General features: G+C 36.4%; 25 protein-coding genes. 10 read left to right on the top strand and 15 right to left on the bottom strand.

The window, feature by feature from the left end; all coding sequences use genetic code 11:
* From ACP5O9_RS02720 to pilB, 3 genes are read right to left on the bottom strand one after another with little or no spacing between them, the layout of a single operon-like run.
* On the bottom strand, positions 1 to 1,080 hold the full coding sequence (locus tag ACP5O9_RS02720; RefSeq protein ID WP_353686097.1) for a GAF and HD-GYP domain-containing protein: 1,080 nt from the start codon (positions 1,078 to 1,080) through the stop codon (positions 1 to 3).
* Positions 1,080 to 2,156 carry an HD domain-containing phosphohydrolase gene (locus tag ACP5O9_RS02715; protein ID WP_353686098.1) on the bottom strand — a complete coding sequence of 359 codons (1,077 nt, stop codon included), beginning with the start codon at positions 2,154 to 2,156 and terminating at the stop codon, positions 1,080 to 1,082. Before ACP5O9_RS02715 ends, ACP5O9_RS02720 begins: the two co-directional genes overlap by 1 nt.
* Positions 2,156 to 3,868: a type IV-A pilus assembly ATPase PilB gene (gene pilB / locus ACP5O9_RS02710; RefSeq protein ID WP_353686099.1), complete on the bottom strand. Its 1,713-nt coding sequence runs from the start codon at positions 3,866 to 3,868 to the stop codon at positions 2,156 to 2,158. The genes ACP5O9_RS02715 and pilB overlap by 1 nt, the downstream gene beginning before the upstream one ends.
* Positions 3,869 to 3,942: 74 nt before the next feature.
* Here pilB and gltX point away from each other — a divergent pair, with 74 nt between their 5' ends.
* The 3 genes from gltX to ACP5O9_RS02695 all read left to right on the top strand — a co-directional run bounded on the left by gltX (position 3,943) and on the right by ACP5O9_RS02695 (position 7,138).
* Positions 3,943 to 5,340, top strand: coding sequence for a glutamate--tRNA ligase (gene gltX / locus ACP5O9_RS02705; RefSeq protein ID WP_353686100.1), 1,398 nt, complete (start codon positions 3,943 to 3,945; stop codon positions 5,338 to 5,340).
* Positions 5,330 to 5,533 carry a Trm112 family protein gene (locus ACP5O9_RS02700; protein WP_353686101.1) on the top strand — a complete coding sequence of 68 codons (204 nt, stop codon included), beginning with the start codon at positions 5,330 to 5,332 and terminating at the stop codon, positions 5,531 to 5,533. Before gltX ends, ACP5O9_RS02700 begins: the two co-directional genes overlap by 11 nt.
* A gap of 270 nt (positions 5,534 to 5,803) precedes the next feature.
* Positions 5,804 to 7,138: a glutamine synthetase family protein gene (locus ACP5O9_RS02695; protein WP_428723390.1), complete on the top strand. Its 1,335-nt coding sequence runs from the start codon at positions 5,804 to 5,806 to the stop codon at positions 7,136 to 7,138.
* Between the two features lie 33 nt (positions 7,139 to 7,171).
* On the opposite strand, the gene ACP5O9_RS02690 is transcribed toward ACP5O9_RS02695, so the two are convergent.
* Genes ACP5O9_RS02690 through ACP5O9_RS02660 form a run of 7 tightly spaced genes read right to left on the bottom strand, consistent with a single transcriptional unit; the run spans position 7,172 to position 12,659 of the window.
* A complete protein-coding gene (locus tag ACP5O9_RS02690; protein WP_353686103.1) occupies positions 7,172 to 7,894 on the bottom strand; it encodes a rhomboid family intramembrane serine protease in 723 nt (240 codons plus the stop codon).
* Positions 7,891 to 8,526 carry a DedA family protein gene (locus ACP5O9_RS02685; protein ID WP_353686104.1) on the bottom strand — a complete coding sequence of 212 codons (636 nt, stop codon included), beginning with the start codon at positions 8,524 to 8,526 and terminating at the stop codon, positions 7,891 to 7,893. The genes ACP5O9_RS02690 and ACP5O9_RS02685 overlap by 4 nt, the downstream gene beginning before the upstream one ends.
* Positions 8,519 to 9,754 carry a cofactor-independent phosphoglycerate mutase gene (locus ACP5O9_RS02680; RefSeq protein ID WP_353686105.1) on the bottom strand — a complete coding sequence of 412 codons (1,236 nt, stop codon included), beginning with the start codon at positions 9,752 to 9,754 and terminating at the stop codon, positions 8,519 to 8,521. Before ACP5O9_RS02680 ends, ACP5O9_RS02685 begins: the two co-directional genes overlap by 8 nt.
* Positions 9,751 to 10,824, bottom strand: coding sequence for a threonine synthase (gene thrC / locus ACP5O9_RS02675; protein ID WP_428723389.1), 1,074 nt, complete (start codon positions 10,822 to 10,824; stop codon positions 9,751 to 9,753). The genes ACP5O9_RS02680 and thrC overlap by 4 nt, the downstream gene beginning before the upstream one ends.
* 2 nt (positions 10,825 to 10,826) lie before the next feature.
* A complete protein-coding gene (locus tag ACP5O9_RS02670) occupies positions 10,827 to 11,075 on the bottom strand; it encodes an NIL domain-containing protein (RefSeq protein WP_353686107.1) in 249 nt (82 codons plus the stop codon).
* Between the two features lie 58 nt (positions 11,076 to 11,133).
* Positions 11,134 to 11,412, bottom strand: coding sequence for a MoaD/ThiS family protein (locus tag ACP5O9_RS02665; protein ID WP_353686108.1), 279 nt, complete (start codon positions 11,410 to 11,412; stop codon positions 11,134 to 11,136).
* 2 nt (positions 11,413 to 11,414) lie between these two features.
* Positions 11,415 to 12,659, bottom strand: a complete 1,245-nt coding sequence (locus ACP5O9_RS02660) for a threonine synthase (RefSeq protein WP_428723388.1) — start codon at positions 12,657 to 12,659, stop codon at positions 11,415 to 11,417.
* A gap of 288 nt (positions 12,660 to 12,947) precedes the next feature.
* On the opposite strand from ACP5O9_RS02660, the gene dnaJ reads away from it, so the two are divergent.
* The 7 genes from dnaJ to ffh all read left to right on the top strand — a co-directional run bounded on the left by dnaJ (position 12,948) and on the right by ffh (position 19,783).
* Entirely contained in the window at positions 12,948 to 14,015 is a 1,068-nt protein-coding gene (gene dnaJ / locus ACP5O9_RS02655) for a molecular chaperone DnaJ (RefSeq protein WP_353686110.1), read from the top strand.
* A gap of 2 nt (positions 14,016 to 14,017) precedes the next feature.
* A complete protein-coding gene (locus tag ACP5O9_RS02650; protein WP_353686111.1) occupies positions 14,018 to 14,356 on the top strand; it encodes a MerR family transcriptional regulator in 339 nt (112 codons plus the stop codon).
* 11 nt (positions 14,357 to 14,367) lie between these two features.
* Positions 14,368 to 16,998 carry an ATP-dependent chaperone ClpB gene (gene clpB, locus ACP5O9_RS02645; RefSeq protein WP_428723387.1) on the top strand — a complete coding sequence of 877 codons (2,631 nt, stop codon included), beginning with the start codon at positions 14,368 to 14,370 and terminating at the stop codon, positions 16,996 to 16,998.
* A gap of 18 nt (positions 16,999 to 17,016) precedes the next feature.
* Positions 17,017 to 17,466, top strand: a complete 450-nt coding sequence (locus ACP5O9_RS02640) for an Hsp20/alpha crystallin family protein (RefSeq protein ID WP_428723386.1) — start codon at positions 17,017 to 17,019, stop codon at positions 17,464 to 17,466.
* A gap of 154 nt (positions 17,467 to 17,620) precedes the next feature.
* Positions 17,621 to 17,953 (top strand): thioredoxin, encoded by a 333-nt coding sequence (gene trxA, locus ACP5O9_RS02635; RefSeq protein WP_353686114.1) that lies wholly within the window; start codon positions 17,621 to 17,623, stop codon positions 17,951 to 17,953.
* Between the two features lie 3 nt (positions 17,954 to 17,956).
* Positions 17,957 to 18,457 carry a peroxiredoxin family protein gene (locus ACP5O9_RS02630; RefSeq protein WP_424905061.1) on the top strand — a complete coding sequence of 167 codons (501 nt, stop codon included), beginning with the start codon at positions 17,957 to 17,959 and terminating at the stop codon, positions 18,455 to 18,457.
* A gap of 3 nt (positions 18,458 to 18,460) precedes the next feature.
* A complete protein-coding gene (gene ffh, locus ACP5O9_RS02625; RefSeq protein ID WP_428723385.1) occupies positions 18,461 to 19,783 on the top strand; it encodes a signal recognition particle protein in 1,323 nt (440 codons plus the stop codon).
* Here ffh and ACP5O9_RS02620 read toward each other — a convergent pair.
* Genes ACP5O9_RS02620 through ACP5O9_RS02600 form a run of 5 tightly spaced genes read right to left on the bottom strand, consistent with a single transcriptional unit; the run spans position 19,780 to position 23,167 of the window.
* Complete coding sequence (locus ACP5O9_RS02620; protein WP_353686117.1) at positions 19,780 to 20,442, bottom strand: energy-coupling factor ABC transporter ATP-binding protein; 663 nt, start codon at positions 20,440 to 20,442, stop codon at positions 19,780 to 19,782. The genes ffh and ACP5O9_RS02620 overlap by 4 nt on opposite strands.
* Positions 20,443 to 20,471: 29 nt before the next feature.
* Positions 20,472 to 21,215, bottom strand: a complete 744-nt coding sequence (gene cbiQ / locus ACP5O9_RS02615) for a cobalt ECF transporter T component CbiQ (RefSeq protein WP_424905059.1) — start codon at positions 21,213 to 21,215, stop codon at positions 20,472 to 20,474.
* On the bottom strand, positions 21,205 to 21,807 hold the full coding sequence (locus ACP5O9_RS02610) for a hypothetical protein (RefSeq protein WP_353686119.1): 603 nt from the start codon (positions 21,805 to 21,807) through the stop codon (positions 21,205 to 21,207). Before ACP5O9_RS02610 ends, cbiQ begins: the two co-directional genes overlap by 11 nt.
* Positions 21,804 to 22,397 (bottom strand): cobalt transporter CbiM, encoded by a 594-nt coding sequence (gene cbiM / locus ACP5O9_RS02605; RefSeq protein ID WP_353686120.1) that lies wholly within the window; start codon positions 22,395 to 22,397, stop codon positions 21,804 to 21,806. The genes ACP5O9_RS02610 and cbiM overlap by 4 nt, the downstream gene beginning before the upstream one ends.
* A complete protein-coding gene (locus tag ACP5O9_RS02600) occupies positions 22,397 to 23,167 on the bottom strand; it encodes a DUF4198 domain-containing protein (protein WP_353686121.1) in 771 nt (256 codons plus the stop codon). The genes cbiM and ACP5O9_RS02600 overlap by 1 nt, the downstream gene beginning before the upstream one ends.
* Between the last annotated feature and the right edge of the window lie 70 nt (positions 23,168 to 23,237).

Below are 23,237 nucleotides of genomic sequence, written 5' to 3'. Positions count from 1 at the left end.
TCACCTCATTTTATTTAATGCTTTCAGAAAGGCTTCAACCACCTCAGAATCAAATTGAGTTCCAGCATTATTTTTCAATTCTTGTATTGCTGCCTCAATGCTCATCCCTTTTCTGTAGGGTCTATCTGTTGTCATTGCATCAAAAGTATCAGCCACTGCAATAATTCTTGCAATTAAAGGAATCTCTTGCGCTTTTAGTCTTTCAGGATATCCTGAGCCATCAAATTTTTCATGATGATATTTTACTCCAGGAATAATGTCTTTAAGCTGTCTTACATGTTGAAGAATTTCTGCTCCATAAATTGCATGATTTTGTATTATTTTATACTCTTCATCTGTTAATCTTTCGGTTTTAAGTAAAATTGAATCTCTTATACCAATCTTGCCTATATCATGTAGTATTGCTGCGAGCTTGAGTTTTTCAATTTCTTCTTTACCAAGCCCCATCTCAATCGCTATCGCAACAGAATAATCCATAACCCTTTTTGTATGACCTGCTGTATAGGGATCTCTTTTTTCAATGGTATCTGCAAGGGCAAAAACAATTTCATAAAAAGTTTGTTTAAGTTCGTCATAGAGTCTTGCATTTTCTATTGCCACTGCAACCTGACTGCTTAATGCCTTGAGTAACTCTAAATCATATTCATTAAAAAAACCGTTCTTTTTATTTATTGCCTGAATCACTCCAAGAAGCTTTTCTTTAATCATTACTGGTAAACAAATCATGGTTTTTGTTGTAAAACCTGATTTTTCATCTCCTCCTCTGAAAAATCTTGGATCGTTCTGAACATCATTTATTATAACTGCCTGTTTTTTCTGGGCAACCCATCCAGCAATACCCTGTCCCAATTTAAGTCTTATTGTTTTTACTTTATGAGCTTTTTCTCCAAGAGCAACATCAAAATAAAGCTCTTCTGATTCCTTATCAAAAAGCAGAAGACTTGCAGCCTCGCAATTGACAAGAGCTATTATTGCTTTGCAGGCTCTCTTTCTTATTTCTTCAATTTCAAGAGATGAATTAATTATTGCTGAAAACTCAAGAAGTGCCCTAAAATGCTCTGAAAAAATTTCTTTTTCCATTAATCCTTATATTTTTCTTTTATTTCAATTATTTTTTCAATATTTTCAAAGAAAACATCAACAATCCTGGGATCAAAAGCTTTTCCTTTCATGGCTTCCATATAACTGACTGTCTTATCAATGCTCCATGATTCTCTGTCATCTTTATCTGTTGTAAGGGTATCAAAGTTGTCAACCACACTTACAATTCTTGCCCATAAAGATATTTCATTTTCTTTTTTACCAAATGGATAACCCTTTCCATCCCATCTTTCATGGTGTTCCAGAGCTATTATGGCTGCCATCTGTAGAAGTTCACTTTCTTCATCGTAAAGAAGCTCATATCCAATTATTGGATGTTTTTTCATTATTTCCCACTCATCAGGTTCCAGTCTGCCGGATTTTTGAAGAATTTTATCTGGAATCCCGATTTTTCCGATGTCATGCATTGTTGAAGCTAACATTAATAATTCACATTTTTCTTCATCTATTCCGAGTTTTTCTGCAATTAAACTTGAAATTAACCCAACCCTTAATAAATGACTCAGGCTTTCAGGGTCTTTGTATTCTGCTGCTTTTGAAAGTTTTATAAGAGCTTTTTTATTTATTTCCTTTATTTTTTCATAAAGCATCCTCATTTCAATGGCTGCTCCAGCAAACTCTGCAATAAGTTTCATTAGCTTAATGTCTGAGCTGTTGAATTTACCAGATTTGTTTATCGCCTGATACACACCAATTACCTTGCCTTTTGAATTAATAACTGGAACAGCGAGAATATTTCTTGTTCTGTATCCCGATATTTTATCAACTTCTGGATTAAAAAATTTGCTTTTGTAAGCATCCTCAGTAACATATGTTTTTCCTGTTTTTACAACATGCCCTGCAATCCCAGAAGTCAATGGGATTCTAATTTCCTTTACTCCATGGGCAAATATTGTATAAAGCTCCTTTTTTGGTTCATCTATGATAAAGAGACTACAACGGTCAACCTCAATTATCTCCTTTGCAAGATTAGAAAGAATCTCAATAAGATTATTAAGGTTTTTCTCTCTTGTTATCTTTGGAGCAGCTTTAAGCAATATCTCAAGCTTGTCCATCAGTCCTCCACAGTAACTCTTAAAACTTCTTCTATGCTTGTTATTCCTGCCATTACTTTTCTTATTCCCGACTGCCTTAAAGTAAGCATACCAAGTTTTATAGCTTCTTTCTTGATCTCACTTGCAGAAGCACCTGTAAGAATCAATTCTCTAATTTCCTCTTTTATAGGCATCACTTCATAAACTGCAATTCTTCCACGATAACCTGTTTGATTGCACTCATGACATCCTTTTGCTTCATAAATTTTTAATCCATCAAGCCTGTCCTCAGGAAATCCGAATTTTATTAAAGAATCTTTTGAATACTTTTGTTCTCTTTTACAGTTTTCACATAGTTTTCTTATAAGTCTCTGGGCTACAATCAGAATTACGGAAGAGGAAATTAAAAAAGGCTCTATCCCCATGTTTACTAATCTTGTAATGGTGCTTGGTGCATCATTTGTATGAAGTGTGCTTAAAACAAGATGCCCTGTGAGTGCTGCTTTTACAGCAATCTCAGCAGTTTCAAAGTCTCTTATCTCACCAACCATGATTATATCAGGATCCTGTCTTAAAAAGGACCTCAATACCTGAGCAAAGGTTTTTCCTATTTCTTCCTGAACCTGAACCTGTGTAATTCTCGGAAGGGTGTATTCAACAGGATCCTCAACAGTCATAATATTTACCTCTGGTCTGTTAAGTTTCATTAAAGCTGAATACAATGTGGTTGTTTTACCAGAACCAGTAGGACCTGTCACAAGTATCATCCCATATGGTTTACTTAAAGCTTCAAGGAAAAATTCAAGAGATTCTTCTTCAAAACCAAGACGCGTAAGATCAAGCTGAAGAGAGCCTTTTTCAAGGATTCTTAATACAATTTTCTCGCCAAACATTGATGGAAGAGTTGAGACTCTAAAATCAACTTCTTTTTTACCCACTTTCATCTTCATTCTTCCGTCCTGGGGAAGCCTTTTTTCTGATATATCAAGATTTGATAGGATCTTTATTCTTGAAGTCAGATTTCCTTTTAATTGTGCTGGCAAAGTTAAAACATCATGAAGGACTCCGTCTATTCTGTATCTTACATATACACTGTCTTCAAAGGGCTCTATGTGAATATCGCTTGCTCTTTTTGAAAGAGCATTCAACATTATCTGATTGACAACTCTAACTAAAGGACCCTCTGCTTCTGGTCGAATTTCCTCTTGTGGCTCTGCTGAAGAGGGTTCCTTAGAGACTATTTCAACAAGTTCGTGAATATTCTGGGAAGCATAAATTTCATCCTGTTCTCCAAAAAATTGATTTATCAGAGTTTTAAAATCTGAATCCTTTCCTATGTAAAAAATTATTTTAAAACCACTTAAAAAAAATTTAAGCTGTTCCAGAGCTATTTCATTAGCTGGATCAGTTGTAAGAACCTTTACTATGTTACCTTCTCTATAAATTGGCAATATCTTATACTTTCTTATTACATCCTCTGGAAGAAGCTTAATTACTGAATGGTCAATTTTGTGAGAATCCATTTTAAATACAGGGAATCCATAAAGCTCACTCATAGCCTGCACAAGCTCATCTTCTGTTATATAACCTAACTTTACCAGTGCGGCACCAATCTTTATACCTTCAATTTTCTGAAGTGCTTGAGCATCAATTAGTTGTTTCTCAGAAATTTTACCTTTTTTTAGAAGGAAAGCGCCAAGAGGCATTTTTTCTGTAAAAGGTTTTGTTGTCATAATGCTAATATAGCATAAAAATTATGCCAAAGTGTATACTAAATTTATTAATCAGCTTTAGTAAAGGAGGATAAATGGTAAGGGTTAGATTTGCACCTTCTCCAACCGGGCATCTTCATATTGGAGGAGCAAGAACAGCTCTTTTTAACTGGCTTTTTGCAAGACATTACAGTGGAAAATTTATATTAAGAATTGAAGACACTGATAGGTCACGCTCCACTGAAGAATACATTGAATCAATTATAGAAGCCATGAAATGGCTCGGGCTCAACTGGGATGAAGGCCCATTCAGACAGACTGATAGAATGGAAATTTATAAAAAATATGCTTACAAACTTCTTAATGAAGGAAAAGCCTATTGCTGCTACTGCACTCCAGAGGAATTAGAAGAAAGAAGGCAAAAAGCAATGAAAGAAGGAAAACCACCAAGATATGACCGACGTTGCAGAGAAATTACTGAAAAGCTTGATAAACCCTTTGCAATAAGGTTTAAAATGCCTCTTGAAGGTGAAACAGTGGTTAATGACCTCGTAAAAGGTGCTGTTACCTTTAAAAACAGTGAGCTCGAAGACCTGGTAATACTGAGAAGTGATGGAACTCCTACATATAATTTTTGCGTTGTTGTTGATGACTTTGAAATGAAAATAACCCATGTAATAAGAGGCGAAGACCACCTTAATAATACTCCAAAGCAAATTCATATTTATCATGCTCTTGGAATGAATCCTCCAGAGTTTGCTCACATTCCTATGATTCTTGGAAAAGACAGATCTCGTTTAAGTAAAAGGCACGGTGCGACAAGTGTTCTTGCCTACAGAGATGAAGGATATCTTTCAGATGCAGTTGTCAACTATCTTGCTCGTCTTGGATGGTCTCATGGAGATCAGGAAATTTTTACCAGAGAAGAATTAATAAAGTATTTCAATCTACAACAGGTTGGAAAGGCAAATGCTGTTTTTGATCCAGAGAAACTTCTCTGGCTTAATAGTGAATATATAAAATTAACTCCTGAAGAAAAACTTTTTGAACTTGTAAAACCTTTTCTTATAAAGGAAGGATATTTGAGAGAAAATGAAACTGTTGATTTACAATGGGTGTGTAAAGCTATAAAATCCCTTAAAGAAAGATGTAGAACACTTCGAGAACTTGCCCATGCAATGAGATATTATTTTTTAGAGTACGTTGAAATTGATCCAAAGGCAAAGGAAAAATATATAACTACTGAGACTATTGCAATTCTTAAAGAACTCACAGAAAAACTTGCTCAACTTGAAGATTTTACTCAGGATAAAATTGAAAAAATATTTATGGACATGGTAAATGAAAAAGGATTGAAGCTTGCTGAGGTTGCTCAGCCAGTTAGAGTTGCCATAACAGGCAATACTGTAAGTCCTGGAATATACGAAGTTTTAGAAATTGTTGGCAAGGAAAAAACTCTGAAAAGATTAAGGAGAATAATCAATGCCTCTTAGTAAAGAGCTTCTTGAAATTATAGTCTGTCCAAAATGCAAAGGAGATTTAATTTATGAAGAAGACAGGGAAAGACTTGTTTGTAAAAACTGCTCTGTCTATTATCCAATAAGAGAAGACATCCCTATTCTTTTGATTGAAGAAGCTCAACCAGAGAAGACACAGGCATCCTCAACGGATGCAAGGAATCTTTAATTGTTTCCAAAACCAATACAAAGGCAAAAAAATTGTTCAAATGTTCAGAATTTTTCAAAATGACAAAGCAAAAAATTATAAAATACTTCAGAATACCGATTGGAATTCGAATTTTTGACAAAAAATTTATTTTAATAATATACTATATGGTAACCGTTAGCCGTTCAATTAAATTAAAGGTTGTTAAAGTATTATACTTTAAATAGCTTAAATTCGATTTTAAAATTAAGGGGCATTGCCTCAATAAAAAATAAAATGTAGGAGGATATTATGACTTACACAAAACCAAGAGATGAAAAGGATGTTATGAAGCTGATCAAAGAACTGAATGTCAAGTTTGTAAGACTATGGTTTACTGATATTCTCGGTCAACTAAAAAGTTTTGCTGTTCCAGTGGAAGAGCTTGAAGTTGCCTTTTCAGAGGGCATGGGATTCGACGGTTCATCAATTCATGGTTTTGCAAGAATTGATGAGTCAGACATGATTGCAAGACCGGATCCAACAACCTTTGCAATTCTTACATGGAGACCAAAAGAAAGCGCAGTAGCAAGGATGTTCTGCGACATTTATGAACCTGATGGAACTCCTTACAAAGGTGATCCAAGATATATTTTAAAATTAAATCTTGAAAAAGCTGCGAAAAAAGGTTATACCTTTTATCTTGGTCCAGAACTCGAGTTTTTCTACTTTAAATCAGACAAAAACACAGAAATTCTTGATGAAGGTGGATATTTTGACTATCCACTGGATGCTGCAGAAGATCTTCGTAGAGACACAATCCTTGCACTGGAACAAATGGGTATTAAAGTTGAATACTCCCATCACGAGGTTGCACCATCTCAACATGAAATAGACCTGAGATATGCTGAAGCTCTTCAAATGGCTGACATTGTTATGACCTATAGAGTTGTAGTTAAAGAGATTGCAAAACAGCACGGTGTTTATGCCACTTTTATGCCAAAGCCTCTTTTTGGCGAAAACGGAAGCGGAATGCATACTCATCAGTCCCTGTTTAAAGGTGATAAAAATGTCTTTTTCGATCCAAAAGACAAATACTATCTTTCAGATATTGCAAAAAGTTACATAGCAGGACTTTTAACCCATATAAAAGAGATTACCCTTGTTTTGAACCAGTGGGTTAATTCATACAAAAGACTTGTTCCAGGTTATGAAGCTCCTGTTTATATCTGCTGGGCAAGAAGAAACAGATCTGCTCTTATAAGAGTTCCACTTTACAAACCAGGCAAAGAAAAAGCAACAAGAATAGAGTTAAGAAGTCCTGACCCTTCATGCAATCCCTACCTTGCCTTTGCATGTATGTTAAATGCAGGATTGACAGGAGTGGAAAAGAAATATAAACTACCTGAGCCAATTGAAAAAGATGTTTATCATCTTGATCCAGAAGAAAGAAAGGAACTTGGAATTGATAACCTTCCCGGAAGTTTAATAGAAGCCATTGAGTATGCTGAAAAAAGCGAATTACTTAGAGAAACTTTAGGAGACCATATATTCACAAATCTCATTGAGAGCAAAAAGAAAGAATGGGATGACTATCGCATAAGAATCTTCCCCTATGAAATAGAAAGATATCTCCCCATTCTTTAATTTCAAAGGGGTGGCTTGCACCACCCCTGCTTTTTACCACCTTCCCCATGCACAGTAATAGTCAAAGTGGTCATCGTATATGCGAAGTCGTTTTTTGATTACAAAAATTCTGTGTAAAATAATTCCAAATAGAAAGCCTCCTACATGTGCCCACCAGGCAACTCCTCCTACATCTGCTGGTGTAAGAAGGGAGCCAAGTCCTGAAAACAGTTGAATTAAAAACCACATGAAAATGTAAAAAAATGCAGGAAGTGCAAAAAAGAAAGGGAAAAACAGTATTGGCACAAGAGTTATAACCCTTGCATGAGGAAACATCACCATATAGGCACCTAAAACACCTGAAATTGCACCAGATGCTCCAACTGTAGGTATAGTTGAAGCTGGATTGATGAGGCAGTGAATCCAGCTTGCTCCAAATCCACAAAGAAGATAAAAAATTAAAAACCTGAAAGAACCCATCTTGTCTTCTACATTGTCAGCAAAAATAAACATAACCCACATGTTACTTATAAGATGAAACCATCCTCCGTGAAGAAACATGCTCGTTAAAAAGGGAAGATAATAAAAAGGATCAAAAGGAAGGGATGCTACAAGCATGTATTTTGCAGGAACCACACCAAATATGTGAAATAGATAGTCTAAATCCTCTCTTGGGAACATGAGTTCAAAAATAAAGATAACTGAATTTAAAGCTATAATTAACCATGTCATATAGGGAGTATATTTTCTTGGAAGACAATCTCTTATTGGTATCATTTTGCCTCACTCCTTTTTATTGATATAGCTTTCCATATGCTCGGTATTACTGAAACAATAATAATACCAAGTATGAACATGGAAAAGTTCTCTTTTACAAAGGGAAGATTTCCGAAAAAATAACCTGTGGCAATTAAAGAGCCACTCCAGAGAATGCTACTAAAAATATTGTAAATCTGAAATTTTAGATATCTCATTCTTCCTATTCCTGCTACAAATGGTGCAAAGGTTCTTATAATTGGTAAAAATCTGGCAATTATTATTGTTTTTGTTCCATGTTTTTCATAAAATTGGGCAGTTGTATAAAGATGCTTTTTATTGAAAAAAAAGGAGTTTTCCTTTGAGAAAACTTTCGGCCCAACAAATCTTCCGATGTGATAATTTACAGTGTTTCCCACTGTAGCAGCAACACTTAATACTATTAAAGAACTCCAAGGACAAAGCAGTTGTCTTGAAGACAGGGCTCCTACAGTAAATAAAAGAGAATCACCAGGCAAAAATGGCGTTATAACAAATCCTGTTTCAGAGAAAACAATAAAGAAAAGGACAACATAAATCCAGTTACCAATTTGAGAAAAAAGAGTTTCAAGATAAATGTCAATATGAAAGACAATATCTATAAAATTAGACATTTTTAAGAATAAATAAATCCATAAGTTTGTAGCCTTCTTCTATAACTAAATCAGGATGGTTTAGGATCTCCTCGGAAAATTTTCTTTTGTTTGTATGCTCTTGATGAGATGCTTCGCTTTGCTCAGAATTACTACTATCATAAATTACAAATGGGACAGGCTCAGCAGTATGAGTTTTTATGGTTACAGGAGTTGGATGGTCTGGAAGAAGAAGAATTCTAAAATCTTTAAATCTTCTGGGTGCTTCCTCAAGAATTCTTCCAACTACAATGTTGTCAATATCTTCAATAGCCTTAATTTTTAATTTATAATCACCCTGATGTCCTGCCTCATCAGGTGCTTCTATATGAACATAGACAAAATCAACTCTCTCAAGAGCGTTAAGAGCATATTCAGCCTTTCCTGAATAATTTGTGTCTATCCAACCTGTTGCACCTGGAACATTTATGATATGAAATCCTGCTAAAATACCAATTCCCTTTGTAAGATCCACTGCAGAAATGAGCGCACCTGAAAGGCCATATTTTTCCTGAAACTTTGGTAAAGAAGGAGTCCGTCCCTGCCCCCATAGCCAGATACTGTTTGCAGGTTTTTTACCTTCGGAAGTTCTTTTTTTATTAACTGGATGATCTTTAAGAATATCCATTGATTTGAAAATAATCTCTTTCAAAAACTGGGCATGCCTGCCTATAGGAAGAAACATTGAAATCTCTCTTCCCGTGATATCATGAGGTGGAGTGCATTCCACCTCTTCTGAGCCATTTTTCCAAAGCATTATGTGACGATAACTTACACCCGGGTAAAATCTCAAAGTATCACTGCCAAGTTTTTTATCTAAATCTTCAATAAGAATTTTTGCCTCTTCTGTGGTTATATGCCCGGCTGAGTAATCCTCCATAAAAATTCTCTTCTTATCTGAAAACTTTAATGTTACAAGATTGCATCTGTATGCCACATCATTTTTTGATAAATTCAATCCCATGCTAACAGCTTCAAGAGGCGCTCTGCCTGTATAGTAAACTTTTGGATCATAACCAAGAATACTCAGGTTTGCCACATCACTTCCAGGTGGAAAACCCTGTGGAATATTTCTAACTGAGCCTGCTATTCCATTAGAAGCAAGCCAGTCCATATTGGGAGTTCTGGCAACCTGAAGAGGTGTAAGCCCACCAATCTCATTAATTGGATAATCTGCTGCACCATCAGGAATGACTACAATGTATTTCATAAAAGCTTCTCCACAAAGGCTCTTACATTGTCAAGATTTGCTGGTAAAACATGAGGGATGTCTGAGACCTTAAAAACTGTATCAGGATCTTTAAGTCCATTTCCAGTAAGGGTGCATACAACAGTGGAGCCTTTTTCAAAATATCCCTGCTTGTAAAGCTTTATAACTCCAGCAACAGAAGCTGCAGAAGCTGGCTCGCAAAATATTCCTTCAAATGAGGCTATCATTTTGTAGGCTTTAAGTATTTCTTCATCAGTGACCATATCAATCGTTCCCCCAGATTCATCTCTTGCCTGGACAGCTGTAGCCCAGCTCGCAGGATTTCCTATTCTTATTGCTGTTGCAATTGTCTCAGGTTGTTCAACTGGCTTGCCGAGAACAATTGGAGCTGCTCCTGCTGCCTGAAATCCAAGCATTTTTGGTAAGTTATTAATTTTTCCTTTTTCTTTGTATTCTTTATATCCCTTCCAGTAAGCTGATATATTCCCGGCATTTCCCACAGGCAAAGCATGATACTGAGGAGCCTGCCCAAGCTGATCGCAGACTTCAAAGGCTGCAGATTTTTGCCCTTCAATCCTGTAGGGGTTAATCGAATTAACAAGAGTAATAGGATACTCTTTAACAATTGCTCGGACAATGTTTAAAGCCTGATCAAAGTTTCCTTGAATCTGAATAACTGTAGCTCCATGAACCATTGCCTGAACAAGCTTTCCTGTTGCAATTTTTCCTTCAGGAATAATAACAATTGCTTTAATCCCTGCTCTTGCAGCATAGGCTGAAGCTGATGCTGAAGTGTTTCCTGTTGAAGCACATATCACTGCACGAGAGCCTTCCTCCAGAGCTTTTGAAATTGCAAGTGTCATTCCTCTGTCTTTAAAAGAACCTGTTGGATTTGCACCATCAAATTTGAGATAAAGCTCAAGCTCCATATTAAGTTGTTTGGTAAGATTGTTTACCTTTATAAGTGGAGTATTGCCTTCCAAAAGAGTGACAATTGGAGTTTTTTCATTAACAGGGAAAAATTCGTAATACTCTCTTATAATTCCTTTCCATGGTGATTTTGTATTCATGGCTATTCAATTATGTCTCCTTCTATTAATTCAACTACAACTCCCTGCTCACGGAGGGAATTAATTCCTTCATTAAGATTTTCCTCCAGCCCTTCAAGTTCAAGTATCATTTCTCCAAATGTATCAGTAACTCTTGCTCTACGAATATTTGGCATGACATCATATTTTTTTGCCATTCTAAAAAGCACAGGCTCTTTGATCAATTCCTGAGGAAATGTGAGCCTTACTCTTAATTTTTTAATCTCGCCCATAAACTCCTCCTTACCGTCATTCTGAGCGATAGTTCAAAAACTTCGCTCAAGATAAAACTCAGCATCTGCCTCCTGCAATGGCAGGAACAATTGAAACTTCATCTCCCTCTTTCACCACAGTTTCCTCTGCTTGAAGGAATCTAACATCTTCTTCATTAACATAAACATTAATAAACCTTCTTATCTTACCATCCTGACATAGCCTTTCTGCAAGCCCTGGATATTGTTTATCAAGCGCATTAATTATATCTATAATTTTTCCAGCTGGTGCCTCTACCACATCTTTTCCACCTGTAAGTTTTTGCAGTGGTGTTGGTATTAAAACTTTTACTGCCATTTTTACCTCCCTCTTTCATTAATTATTTTCAAAACTTCTTCAAAGGAAGCAAGATTTGGTTTTATCTGATAGACTTCCGCTGTTCTGCCATTTAAAACCTCTGATGTTTTAAGTCCATTCCCTGTAATGCAAAGCACTGTTGTGTCTTTTTTATCAATTTTACCTTCTTTTAAAAGCTTAATGTAACATGCAACAGTAACGCCTCCTGCTGTCTCTGTGAAAATTCCTTCTGTTTTTGCAAGAAGCTTTATTGCATCAATTATTTCTTCATCAGAGACATCCTCCATAGCACCTCCACTTTCCTTTACAGCTTGCAAAGCATAGTATCCATCAGCAGGATTTCCAATGGCAAGAGATTTTGCTATAGTATTAGGTTTTACAGGTCTTATAACATCTGTGCCCTGTTTAAAAGCTGTTGAAATTGGAGAGCATCCAGTTGCCTGTGCACCGTATATTTTTGTCTCAAGATTTTTAAGAATTCCCAACTCTTTAAACTCTTTAAGTGCCTTCCACACCTTTGTAAGAAGTGAGCCACTTGCACAGGGCACTACAATACTGTCTGGTGCTTTCCAGCCAAGTTGTTCAACTATTTCAAACCCTATTGTTTTTGAACCCTCTGCATAAAAGGGACGAATGTTTATATTTACAAATGCCCATTTGTATTTGTTTGCAATTTCACTGCAAAGTCTGTTTACATCGTCATAGTTACCATCAACAGCAACAAGATTTGGCTCATAAACAATGGAAGCAACTATTTTGCTCTGCTCTAAAGTAGCAGGAATAAAAATAAATCTCTTAAATCCTGCCTTTGCACCGTGCGCTGAAACAGCATGGGCAAGATTTCCTGTAGAGGCACATGCAACAGTATCAAATCCAAATTCTTTTGCTTTTGTAAGTGCTACTGCAACAACTCTATCTTTAAATGAAAGGGTGGGATGGGCAACTGTATCATCTTTTATGTAAAGCTCTTTTACTCCAAGATATTTTGCAAGATTTTTAGCTTCTACCAGAGGCGTAAAACCTGAATTAAGTCCCACCTGGGGCTCACCATCTATTGGTAAGAGCTCTTTGTATCGCCATAGTGTTTTTGGTCTTTTTTCTATAGTTTTCCTTGAAAGGGCTTTCTTTATTTTTGCATAGTCATAGACTGCCTCAAGAGGACCAAAGCAGAATTCACATACATATATAGGCTCTACAGGATATTCTCTGCCGCATTCCCTGCATCTTAGTCCTTTAACATATTTCATTTCCCACCTCCTATATTCTGTGAATTAATTTTTTATTTTAACATTTTTATTCAAATTGCCTACAGAATCTCACTTCTTAAAATTGCCAATAGAGGCAACAAAACATTGCGTTTCCTGTCTTTGCGAAAGACTCAATGTCCTGAGGAATTTCTGACTATTACCAGTGTATAAAAGACAAGAAGATTCCTCGCTTTGTTCAGAATAACAATGAAAAGCCTCAAAATAACATTTTTTATTGGCAATCTCATGATATTGATATAAATTAACTCAATATGTTAAAATGGTTTTATGGAACGCAAAGATTACTATAAAATTCTCGGTGTAAGCAAGGATGCTACACAGGAAGAGATAAAGAAGGCTTATCGTAAGCTTGCAAGAAAGTATCATCCTGATTTAAATCCCGGAAATAAAGAGGCTGAGGAGAAGTTTAAGGAGATAAATGAGGCATATGCAGTTCTGAGTGATCCGCAGAAAAGGGCTGAGTATGACAGGGGCGAAACCTTTGATTTTAAGGGCTTTGATTTTGGTGGCTTTGATTTTACAAAAGGCTTTGACCTTGGAGATATTTTTGGAGATATATTCGGTGAGACATTTACTCAAACAAGAACTGCCTATTCAAAGGGCGAAGATATAGTTATTCCTGTTATATTAACCTTTGAAGAAGCTTATAAAGGCACTGTTAAGCCAGTTACCTATCAGAGATACATTGAGTGCCAGCTCTGTCATGGAAGCGGTGCTGATAAAGTGGATATATGCTCAAGATGTGGCGGCACAGGAAGAATTCAAACCTCAAGGGGATTTATGAGAGTTAGTCAGACATGTCCTAATTGTGGGGGAACAGGAAGGACTGCCTCATCAAAGTGTAAAAATTGTGGTGGGACAGGAAGAATTTTAATCACAGAGACAGTAAAGGCAAAAATTCCAGCGGGAGTTGATAATGGTTCAACAGTAAAGGTTAAAGGATATGGAAATGCTGGTAGAGGCGGTGCACCTTATGGTGATCTTATACTTGAGGTTAATGTTACTGCTCATCCATTTTTCACCAGAAAAGGAGATGACATATACATTGAGCTTCCAGTAACATTCGTTGAAGCTGCATTAGGAGCTAAAGTGGATGTTCCGACAGCAGATGGAAATACAGTCACAATGAAGATTCCAGAAGGAACACAGGGTGGACAGAAATTCAGAATTTCAGGGAAAGGATTTCCCTCTCCTAAAGGTGGCAGAAAAGGAGACATGTATGTTGTGATAAAAATAGTAGTTCCCAGAGGACTAACAGCTTCTGAAAAGGAGGAAATCAGAAAAATCGAACGCCTTTATAAAGAAAATCCAAGAGAATTCATGTTGAGGAGGTAAGCATGAGACAGGACGACAGACTCTATATGATAAGCATGGTATGCAGATTGCTCAATGTTCATCCTCAGACAGTGAGGCTTTATGAGAGGGAAGGTTTTATAAAACCAAGGAGAATTAAAAGACAAAGAGTTTATACTGATGAAGATCTTGAAAGACTTAATTTTGTAATAAAACTTACAAAGGAATTTGGAGTTAACAGAGCTGGAGTGGATATTATTTTAAGAATGCGTGAAAGGATGCAGATAATGGAACAATTCATACAGGAATTACTTCGCTATGTTGATGAAGACATAAGACAGCAGATTGAAAAAAGAATTAAAAAAATTTTTGAAGAATTTTAAGGAGGAAATCTATGAGATTTGATAGACTTACCTATAAAACGCAGGAAGCAATAACACAGGCACAGAAAATTGCCTCTCAGCACGGTAATCAGCAGATAGATGTGGAGCACCTTATTTATGCTCTAATTGAAGACACTGAGGGGCTTGTTCCCCGTATTTTAAAAGAATGCGGAGCAGATTTAAATACATTAAAAGCAGATTTAAAGAAAGCCATTGATAGAATCCCAAAGGTTTACGGTGCTCAACCCCTTGAGCAGATTTACATTACTCCAAGACTCAATCAGCTTTTTGAGAAAGCTGAAGCAGAAGCTGAGCATCTTAAGGATGAGTATATAAGTGTGGAGCATCTTCTTATAGCTCTTTTTGATGTGGGTGGTCCTGCCCTTGATGCCATAAAAAAGCAGGCAGTTACCCGGCAGAAAGTGCTTGATGCAATGAGGAAAATAAGAGGAGTTCATCAAGTAACTGACCCCAATCCAGAGGAAAAGTATCAGGCACTGGTCAGATATGGTAAAAATCTGACAGAGTTAGCCCGCAAAGGTAAGCTTGATCCAGTCATTGGAAGAGATGAAGAAATAAGAAGAGTTATTCAGGTTCTATCAAGAAGGACAAAGAATAATCCAGTGCTTATTGGAGACCCTGGTGTTGGTAAAACTGCAATAGTTGAAGGTCTTGCACAGAGAATTGTGGCAGGCGATGTTCCAGAGTCTTTGAGAGACAAGGAATTGATAGCCCTTGATATAGGAGCACTTCTTGCAGGTGCAAAATACAGGGGAGAATTTGAGGAAAGACTCAAGGCAGTACTTAAGGAGATTACACAGTCAGAGGGACGGATTATAACTTTCATAGATGAGCTTCACACACTTGTAGGTGCTGGTGCAGCAGAAGGAGCAGTTGATGCTGCAAACATGCTCAAGCCAGCTCTGGCAAGGGGGGAACTAAGATGCATTGGTGCAACAACTGTAAATGAATACAGAAAATACATTGAAAAAGACCCTGCTCTTGAAAGAAGATTTCAGCCTATTCTGGTTAAAGAGCCCACTGTTGAGGATACAATATCAATTTTGAGAGGACTTAAAGAAAGGTATGAAGTTCATCATGGTGTGAAGATAAAGGATTCAGCACTGGTTGCTGCTGCAGTTCTTTCAGCAAGATACATAACTGACAGATACCTTCCAGACAAAGCCATTGACCTGATTGATGAGGCTGCAGCAAAGCTCAGAATGGAGATTGATAGCATGCCCATTGAACTTGATGAAATTGAGAGAAAACTCCGTCAGCTTGAGATAGAAAGACAGGCATTGAGCAAAGAGCCAACTGAGGACGCAAAGGAAAAGATAGAAAAGATTTCCCATGAGATAGAGCAACTCCTTGCAAAAAAAGAGGAATTAAGCAGACAGTGGCAAGCTGAAAAGGAGATTATTTTAAAAATTAGAGAGATAAAGGCAGAGATTGAGCAGACCCGTATTGCCTCTGAGCAGGCAGAGCGTCAGGGAGACCTTACAAGAGCAGCAGAACTCAGATATGGCAGACTAATTGAGCTTCAGAAAGCCCTTGATGAGGCAAATGCCCATTTGAAGGAGATTCAGAAAAAAAGAAAGATGCTTAAAGAAGAAGTTGATGAAGAAGATATAGCAGAGGTTGTGGCAAAGTGGACTGGAATTCCTGTTAAAAAACTTCTTGAAAGCGAAACCCAGAAGTTAATTAAAATGGAAGAGCGCCTCCGTCAGAGAGTTGTTGGTCAGGATGAAGCTATTCAGGCAGTATCAAATGCAATAAGAAGAGCAAGAGCAGGACTACAGGATCCTAATCGTCCAATTGGTTCATTTATGTTTTTGGGACCAACTGGTGTGGGTAAAACAGAGCTTGCAAAAGCTCTGGCAGAGTTTCTCTTTGATGATGAAAATGCCATGATAAGAATTGACATGTCCGAGTATCAGGAGCGTCATACAGTAAGCAGACTAATTGGTGCGCCTCCTGGCTATGTTGGTTATGAAGAAGGTGGTCAGCTTACAGAAGCGGTTCGCAGGCGTCCATACAGTGTTGTTCTTTTTGATGAAGTTGAAAAAGCCCATCCAGAAGTCTTCAATGTTCTGCTTCAGGTTCTTGATGATGGCAGGCTCACTGATGGACATGGAAGAACCGTTGATTTTCGTAACACAATAATAATTATGACATCAAACATAGGAAGTGCCCATATTCAGGAGTTTCTTGAAAGTGCAGGCTCTGAGCACTGGCAGGATTTGAAAAAGGATTTAAAAACAAAAATTATGGATGACTTAAGAGCTTTCTTCAGACCTGAGTTTCTTAACAGGATTGATGAGATAATTATATTCAATCCATTAAGCAGGGAAGTAATGAAAGAGATTATAGAAATTCAGATTAACAGAATAAAGCAGTATCTCAAGCAGAGAAAGATTGATATTACTCTTACAGAAGAGGCAAAAGAATACATTGCAAGAATTGGTTATGATCCTGTATATGGTGCAAGACCGCTGAGAAGGGTGTTGCAGAAAGAGATACTTGACCCTCTTGCAATAAAGCTTATTGAAGGAGTTTTTAAAGAAGGAGATATTGTGGAAGTTGATTTCAAAGATGGTAAAATTATATTTAATAGAGTTGTTATAGCAGAAGCAGCCTAAAAATTTAGGAGGTGTAAAATGGCTATTGTAAAATGGAGTCCTTTAAAGGAGATTGAAGAAATAAGAAAGGAAATGGACAGACTCTTTGAAGAGTTTCTTTCACCTGTTCGGAGGAAGAGGACTGTTAGTAGCGAGGGAATTATTTCTCCCAATGTGGATATCTTTGAAAGAGGGAATGAATTAGTCATTCAGGTTGAGATTCCAGGAGTTGACAAGCAGGATATAGATTTAACAATTACTGATGATAGACTCCTAATCAAAGGAGAAATTAAAAAACCTGAAGGTGTTTCTGAAGAAGACTATATTTTGAATGAAAGAAGCTATGGCCCTTTTTCAAGAACTATTAATTTACCAACAGATGTTGATAAATCTTCTGTTAAGGCGAATCTAAATAATGGCTTGCTTGAAATAGTTATTTTAAGAAAAGAAGAAGCAAAGCCAAGAGAGATAAAAATTCCACTGGAATGAATTTAAAGATTCATAGCTGTCCTGAGCTTGCCAGTGAGCAGGCTCAGGATTTTTCATTTGCTCAATTAAAATATAGGAACTCTAACATTGACAAAACAAGAGAGAAAAATTTATTTTAAAAAAAGTTGCTTACAAAATCTTTGTGGAGGTCAAAATGGCAGAAGGCATTGTAGAACTTACAAGTGCTAAATGGGAATCAGAAGTTTTAAACTCCAAAGGTATAATAATGGTGGATTTCTGGGCACCGTGGTGTGGTCCATGCAGAATAATTGCTCCAACAATAGAGGAGCTTGCTAAGGAATATGAAGGGAAAATTAAAGTAGGAAAACTTAATACAGATGAAAATCCTGATATTGCAACGCGTTATGGAATAATGGGAATTCCTACAATTATGTTTTTCAAAGATGGGCAGAGAGTTGACCAGATAGTGGGAGTTGTTCCAAAATCTATATTAAAAAGTAAACTGGATAGCCTCCTCAATAGTTGATTTGTGAAAAAGCTTTTAATCTTAATTCTTATACTGCTAATTCCACAAGCAGGGCAGAGTGCACTTAGAACAGGTGACTCTGCTCCGAATTTTTTCTTAACTGATATAAATGGCAAGCCTGTGCAGTTGTATCAAATTAAAGGTAGGGTCATAGTTATAGAATTTCTTTCAAATAAATGTTTTGCCTGCGATTATGTAATTCCGGACATAAACAAACTTTATGAGAAATTCAAAAATAAAAATGTTCAAATAGTTGGAGTTATATTTAATGACGAAATAGAGGAGCCGCAAAAACTCAACGAATTTGCAAAAAGCAGAGGAATTCAATATCCTTTATTTATAGCTGATGTAAAGGTAAAAAAATTTTACAATATTTACGGGTTTCCAAATTTTTTTATTTTAAATGAGAAAAAAAATATTATGAAAATATACAGAGGGATAACACAGGATACTTTTGGTTTATTTAACAAAGAAATTGAAAAGCTCCTGTTAAACAGGAGGTAATTAATGTTTGAGGCATTAACAGATAAACTTGAAGCAATATTTAAAAAACTCAAAGGCAGGGGTATTCTTAAAGAAGAAGATGTTGATTCTGCTTTAAAAGAAATAAGAATCGCTCTTTTAGAAGCAGACGTTAACTTTAAAGTTGTTAAATCTTTTATTGAAAGAGTCCGTCATAAAGCTATTGGTAAAGAAATTCTTGAAAGCCTTTCCCCTGCTCAGCAGGTAATAAAGATTGTTTATGATGAACTGTGTGAACTGCTGGGAGGAAGCACTGCAAAGATTCAGCTGAGCCCAAATCCACCAACTGTAATAATGATGGTTGGACTGCACGGCTCTGGAAAAACAACCACTTCAGCAAAGCTTGCAAGAATTTTCAAAAAACAGGGTCGCAGGCCAATGCTTGTTGCAGCAGACCTTCAAAGACCAGCAGCTATTGAGCAGCTTGTTACTCTGGGTAAGCAGATAGATGTTACAGTATTTCATTCTTACGAAATTAAAAATCCAGTAGAGCTTTGTAAAGAAGCGCTTAAAAAAGCTGTAATTGATAGAATGGATCCAGTAATTGTTGATACTGCTGGAAGAATGCATGTGGATGAAGAATTGATGCAGGAGTTACAAGATGTAAAAGAGATTCTTAAACCCCATGAAGTTCTTTTTGTTGCCGATGCCATGACAGGGCAGGATGCAGTAAACATTGCAAAAAGCTTCAATGAAAAAATAGGTATTACAGGAGTTATTCTAACAAAAATGGATGGTGATGCTCGTGGTGGTGCTGCACTTTCAATAAAAGAAGTAACAGGTAAGCCTATAAAACTTATTGGAACTGGTGAAAAACTTGACGCTCTTGAGGAGTTTCATCCTGACAGGATGGCAAATAGAATTCTTGGAATGGGAGATGTTCTTACACTTATTGAACAGGCACAGAAAGCCTATGATCAAAAAGAAGCTGAAAAGTTAAAGAAAAAAATCGAAAAAGAAGAATTCACATTCGAAGATCTAAAAGATCAAATAAGAAAAATGAGAAAAATGGGACCTCTTGAAAACATTCTTTCAATGCTTCCAGGAGCCAATAAAATATTAAAGGAAATAAAAATTGATGAGAAAGAGTTTGTTAAGGTTGAGGCAATAATTAATTCAATGACACCTGAAGAGCGCAGAAATCCGAAAATTTTAAATGCAAGTAGAAGAATTCGTATTGCTAAAGGAAGTGGAACAACAGTAACAGATGTTAACAGGCTCATTAAACAATTCAATGAGATGAAAAAAATGATGAAACAGTTAAAACACGGCAAGGGCTTTAAACTACCGAAGATATTTCCTTTTTAATAGCTCCTTAGAGTAGAAATCATGCCATTTTTAAGAAGATAGACTTTATCAGTTGCTTGTTCTATAAAATCCTTATCGTGTGAAACAACAACATAGGTCTTTGCATTATTTGTGAGATATTGAAGAAGTCTCTCTTTAGTTTTTTCATCAAGACCATTTGATGGCTCATCTAAAAGATAACAGACAGGTCTCATTGCTATAACTGTTGCAAGTGCAACAAGTCTTTTTTCTCCTCCAGAAAGTTTATAGGTTAATCTATCTTCAAATCCATTTAACCCCAAAATTTCGCAGGTCTCCTTTACAATTTTTAATGCTTCTTGCTTTGATTTCCCAAGATTAAAAGGTCCAAAAGCTATATCTTCTTTTACTGTTGGACAGAAAAGCTGACTATCTGAATCCTGAAAAAGAAGTCCTATCTTTTGTCTTACTTCAATAAAATCTTTCTCTTTTTGCCTGACTGTCCCAAATATCTCAACTGTCCCAGAAAAAGGTTTTAACAATCCCATTATGATGTATAAAAGAGTTGTTTTACCTGAACCATTAGGTCCAATAAGACCAATTCTATCTTCTTCATAAACATCAAAGTTTACATCCTTTAGCACAGCCCTTCCATCATAATTAAAATTAATATTCCTGAGTCTTATAATCGGCTCTTTCATGTTTCTATCCCTGTTGATGATTTTTTAAATTATGCCAAAACCAGAATTACAACAAACATAAAAATTGAAACAACACTGAATATTATATCAATTTTTCTTATTTGAAAATGCTCAAAAAGCGGAAAATATCCTTGAAAGCCTCTGCAAAGCATTGCCCTGTAAATCTCTTCTGCTCTTTCATAGCTTTTAATAAGCATTCCTCCAACAATGTAGGCATAGGTCCTGTAAGTGTGAAGCGTTGTTTTTGGAACAAAACCCCTGGCAAGCACAGCTCTTTTTATTTTTAAATATTCCTCATGGATAACTGTAATGTAACGATAAAAAAGAAAGAAAACTGTCACAAGCTTTTTCGGAGCTTTAAGATGAAGCATTGCATGGGCTAAAGAATTAACAGAGGAAGTGCTAAGAAGTGTTATTGTTGCGATAATGATTGCATTAGATTTAAGTGTAATTGATAATGCATAAAAAATTCCTTCCTGGCTAATCTTTAACCCTGCGAATGAGAAATGACTATTGCCAGGATAACTCAAAGGAACAAAAATCCAGATAAAAAGAATAAAAAAATTTGCCACACCAAGCCTTGAAAAAAGAGGCTTTATTCTTAATCGAGCAAGAAAAACAGAAAAAATAGAATAAAGCAAAAACAAAGATGGAGTTTTCAATCCTGAAGCAGTTGCACAGAGGATACTGAATATTGAAAAAACTATGATTTTTAATCTCGGATCTGCCTTATTTAAAAAAGAACTTCCCTCTGAAAACTCTTCAAGATGCATTTTTCTTTCTTTTAATAAACATTATTACTCCCCAGACCCCAAAGATATATCCTATTCCTCCAATTATGTCTCTTATACTGATTTTATCCAACTGTTTTCTCAAATCCATCATCTCACTTCTTAATCCCTGAAGCTTTGCTTCCATTGCTTCATCAATAATTTGTTTGAGTTCTTCTTTATTGATTGATGCTGAAGGAATCTGTTGTTTCTGAGTCTCTTTAACAGGTTCTTGCTTTTTTACTTCCTTTTTTTCAGGCTTTTCAACTGCCTCAAGGATGTATTCTGCTCTGTGACCTTCTCCAGCAGGAATTACTATTTTTAGTTCTCCAGTCTCTGAAGTTTTAAAATTAAATCTTCCCTTTTCATCAGTAGTGGTCTCTGTAATTTTTTTACCTCTACTGTCATAAACCTCAACCTTAGAGTTTTTACAGGGCGAGCCATCAACAAAATAGCACTCTCCAATTACTTTATCACCCTCCCTGTATGCATAGGCGCTCACCTTATGAGCATAAACATCGCTGGAAAGGAGAAGTTGTAAGCAAACAATTATAAAAAAAAGACAAAAATATCCTGGATTGAGCAACTTTTTCATCTCAATGCCTCCGGTTTTACTTTTTTAATATATAATACAACAAAACCCGTTATTATTCCCTCCACCAAAGCAATTGGAAGATGCATTGTAAAAAGAGTTATAGCAACTCCCATAAAGCTTTTTTCAGTTTCAATTAAAGCCAGACTTACAAACACAGTACCAATAAGCACAGAAGATGCTCCACCAAGAGCTCCTCCAATAAAGGCAGTATTTCTACCTTTATGTAACAACCTTCTAAAGACATAATATGATAGTACTGCAGGCATTGCCATTGCAAAGGTGTTTACTCCAAGTGTTGTAAGTCCTCCAAATTGAAAAAGTAAAGCCTGCAAAACAAGTCCCACAAATATAGCAGGAAATGCTGCCCATCCAAGGAGCATTCCAACAAGCCCGTTTAAAACAAGATGAGCAGAGGTAGGACCTATGGGAATATGAATTAATGATGCAACAAAAAAAGCAGAAGAAAGGACAGCAACCTTTGGAATATCTTCATTTTTAATTTTTTTAAGCCCAAGAGTAAGCCCTATTAAAGACAAAACAGCGCCGGCAAGCAGAACCGGCGCAGAAAGAACTCCTTCAGATATATGCATTATTTCATCTCCCTTGCCTTAACCCAGATAATTCCACCAATCTCAACAGGATATTCTTTCCCATCTTTTTTAATCTTGTAAGGAGCATCAGTGAGTGCTGCAAATCCCCACCATCCAGCCTTAGGAATTGCATAGGTAAATACACCATTTGCATCAGCTTTTATAACCTGTGTTATGTAAGGCTCCTTCGGTGCTTTAACCTTACCACCTTCATTAAAGTATTCAACCTCAACATCTGCAAAAGGCAGAGGCTTTCCATTAACTTTAACAATTCCCTGAAATACATTTCCAACCCAGAGCCCATAAGGTCTTGTAAGTGGAACAATCTCGATGGGAAGTCCAACTTCCTTATCCCATCCTTCTTCCTTTCCTAAAGCCTGAACAACAACCTTTGGATAGTGGGCTATGAATTTTTCCTCTGCTGGCTCCCAGTAAGGAACTGGTTCAAGATAAAATATGTAGTCTCCCGGACGCTTGATTGTAAAAGTTGTCTCCCATGCGTTTTTGCCCTTTACTTTTTTGTTAACAAGGGTGCTTAGCAGATCAGTTTTTTCATCACCAAGCATTACACCAAAAGCCTTTGGTTTTTCCATGTTAAGCCATTCTTGCTCAAAGGGATGCATGAAATATACTTTCAGTGTGATTTTTTTTGAGTCTTTCTCTCCGATAATGTCATCAGATGGCATTATTACTCCAAAATGTGCCAATGCTGTGCCTGTAAGAAATAATACTGCAATGATGCTGATTAAAAGACTTTTAAACTTCTTCATCTTAAACCTCCTCCTTTAAAAGTTAATGTTAAATCTTACTCCATATATATGTCCTGCTTTTGTGCCTTCT

Origin of the sequence: Thermodesulfovibrio sp. (genome assembly GCF_049969575.1) — a bacterium.
GTDB classification, from domain to species: Bacteria; Nitrospirota; Thermodesulfovibrionia; order Thermodesulfovibrionales; family Thermodesulfovibrionaceae; genus Thermodesulfovibrio; species Thermodesulfovibrio obliviosus.
This window is presented reverse-complemented; position numbering and strand designations above follow the sequence as displayed.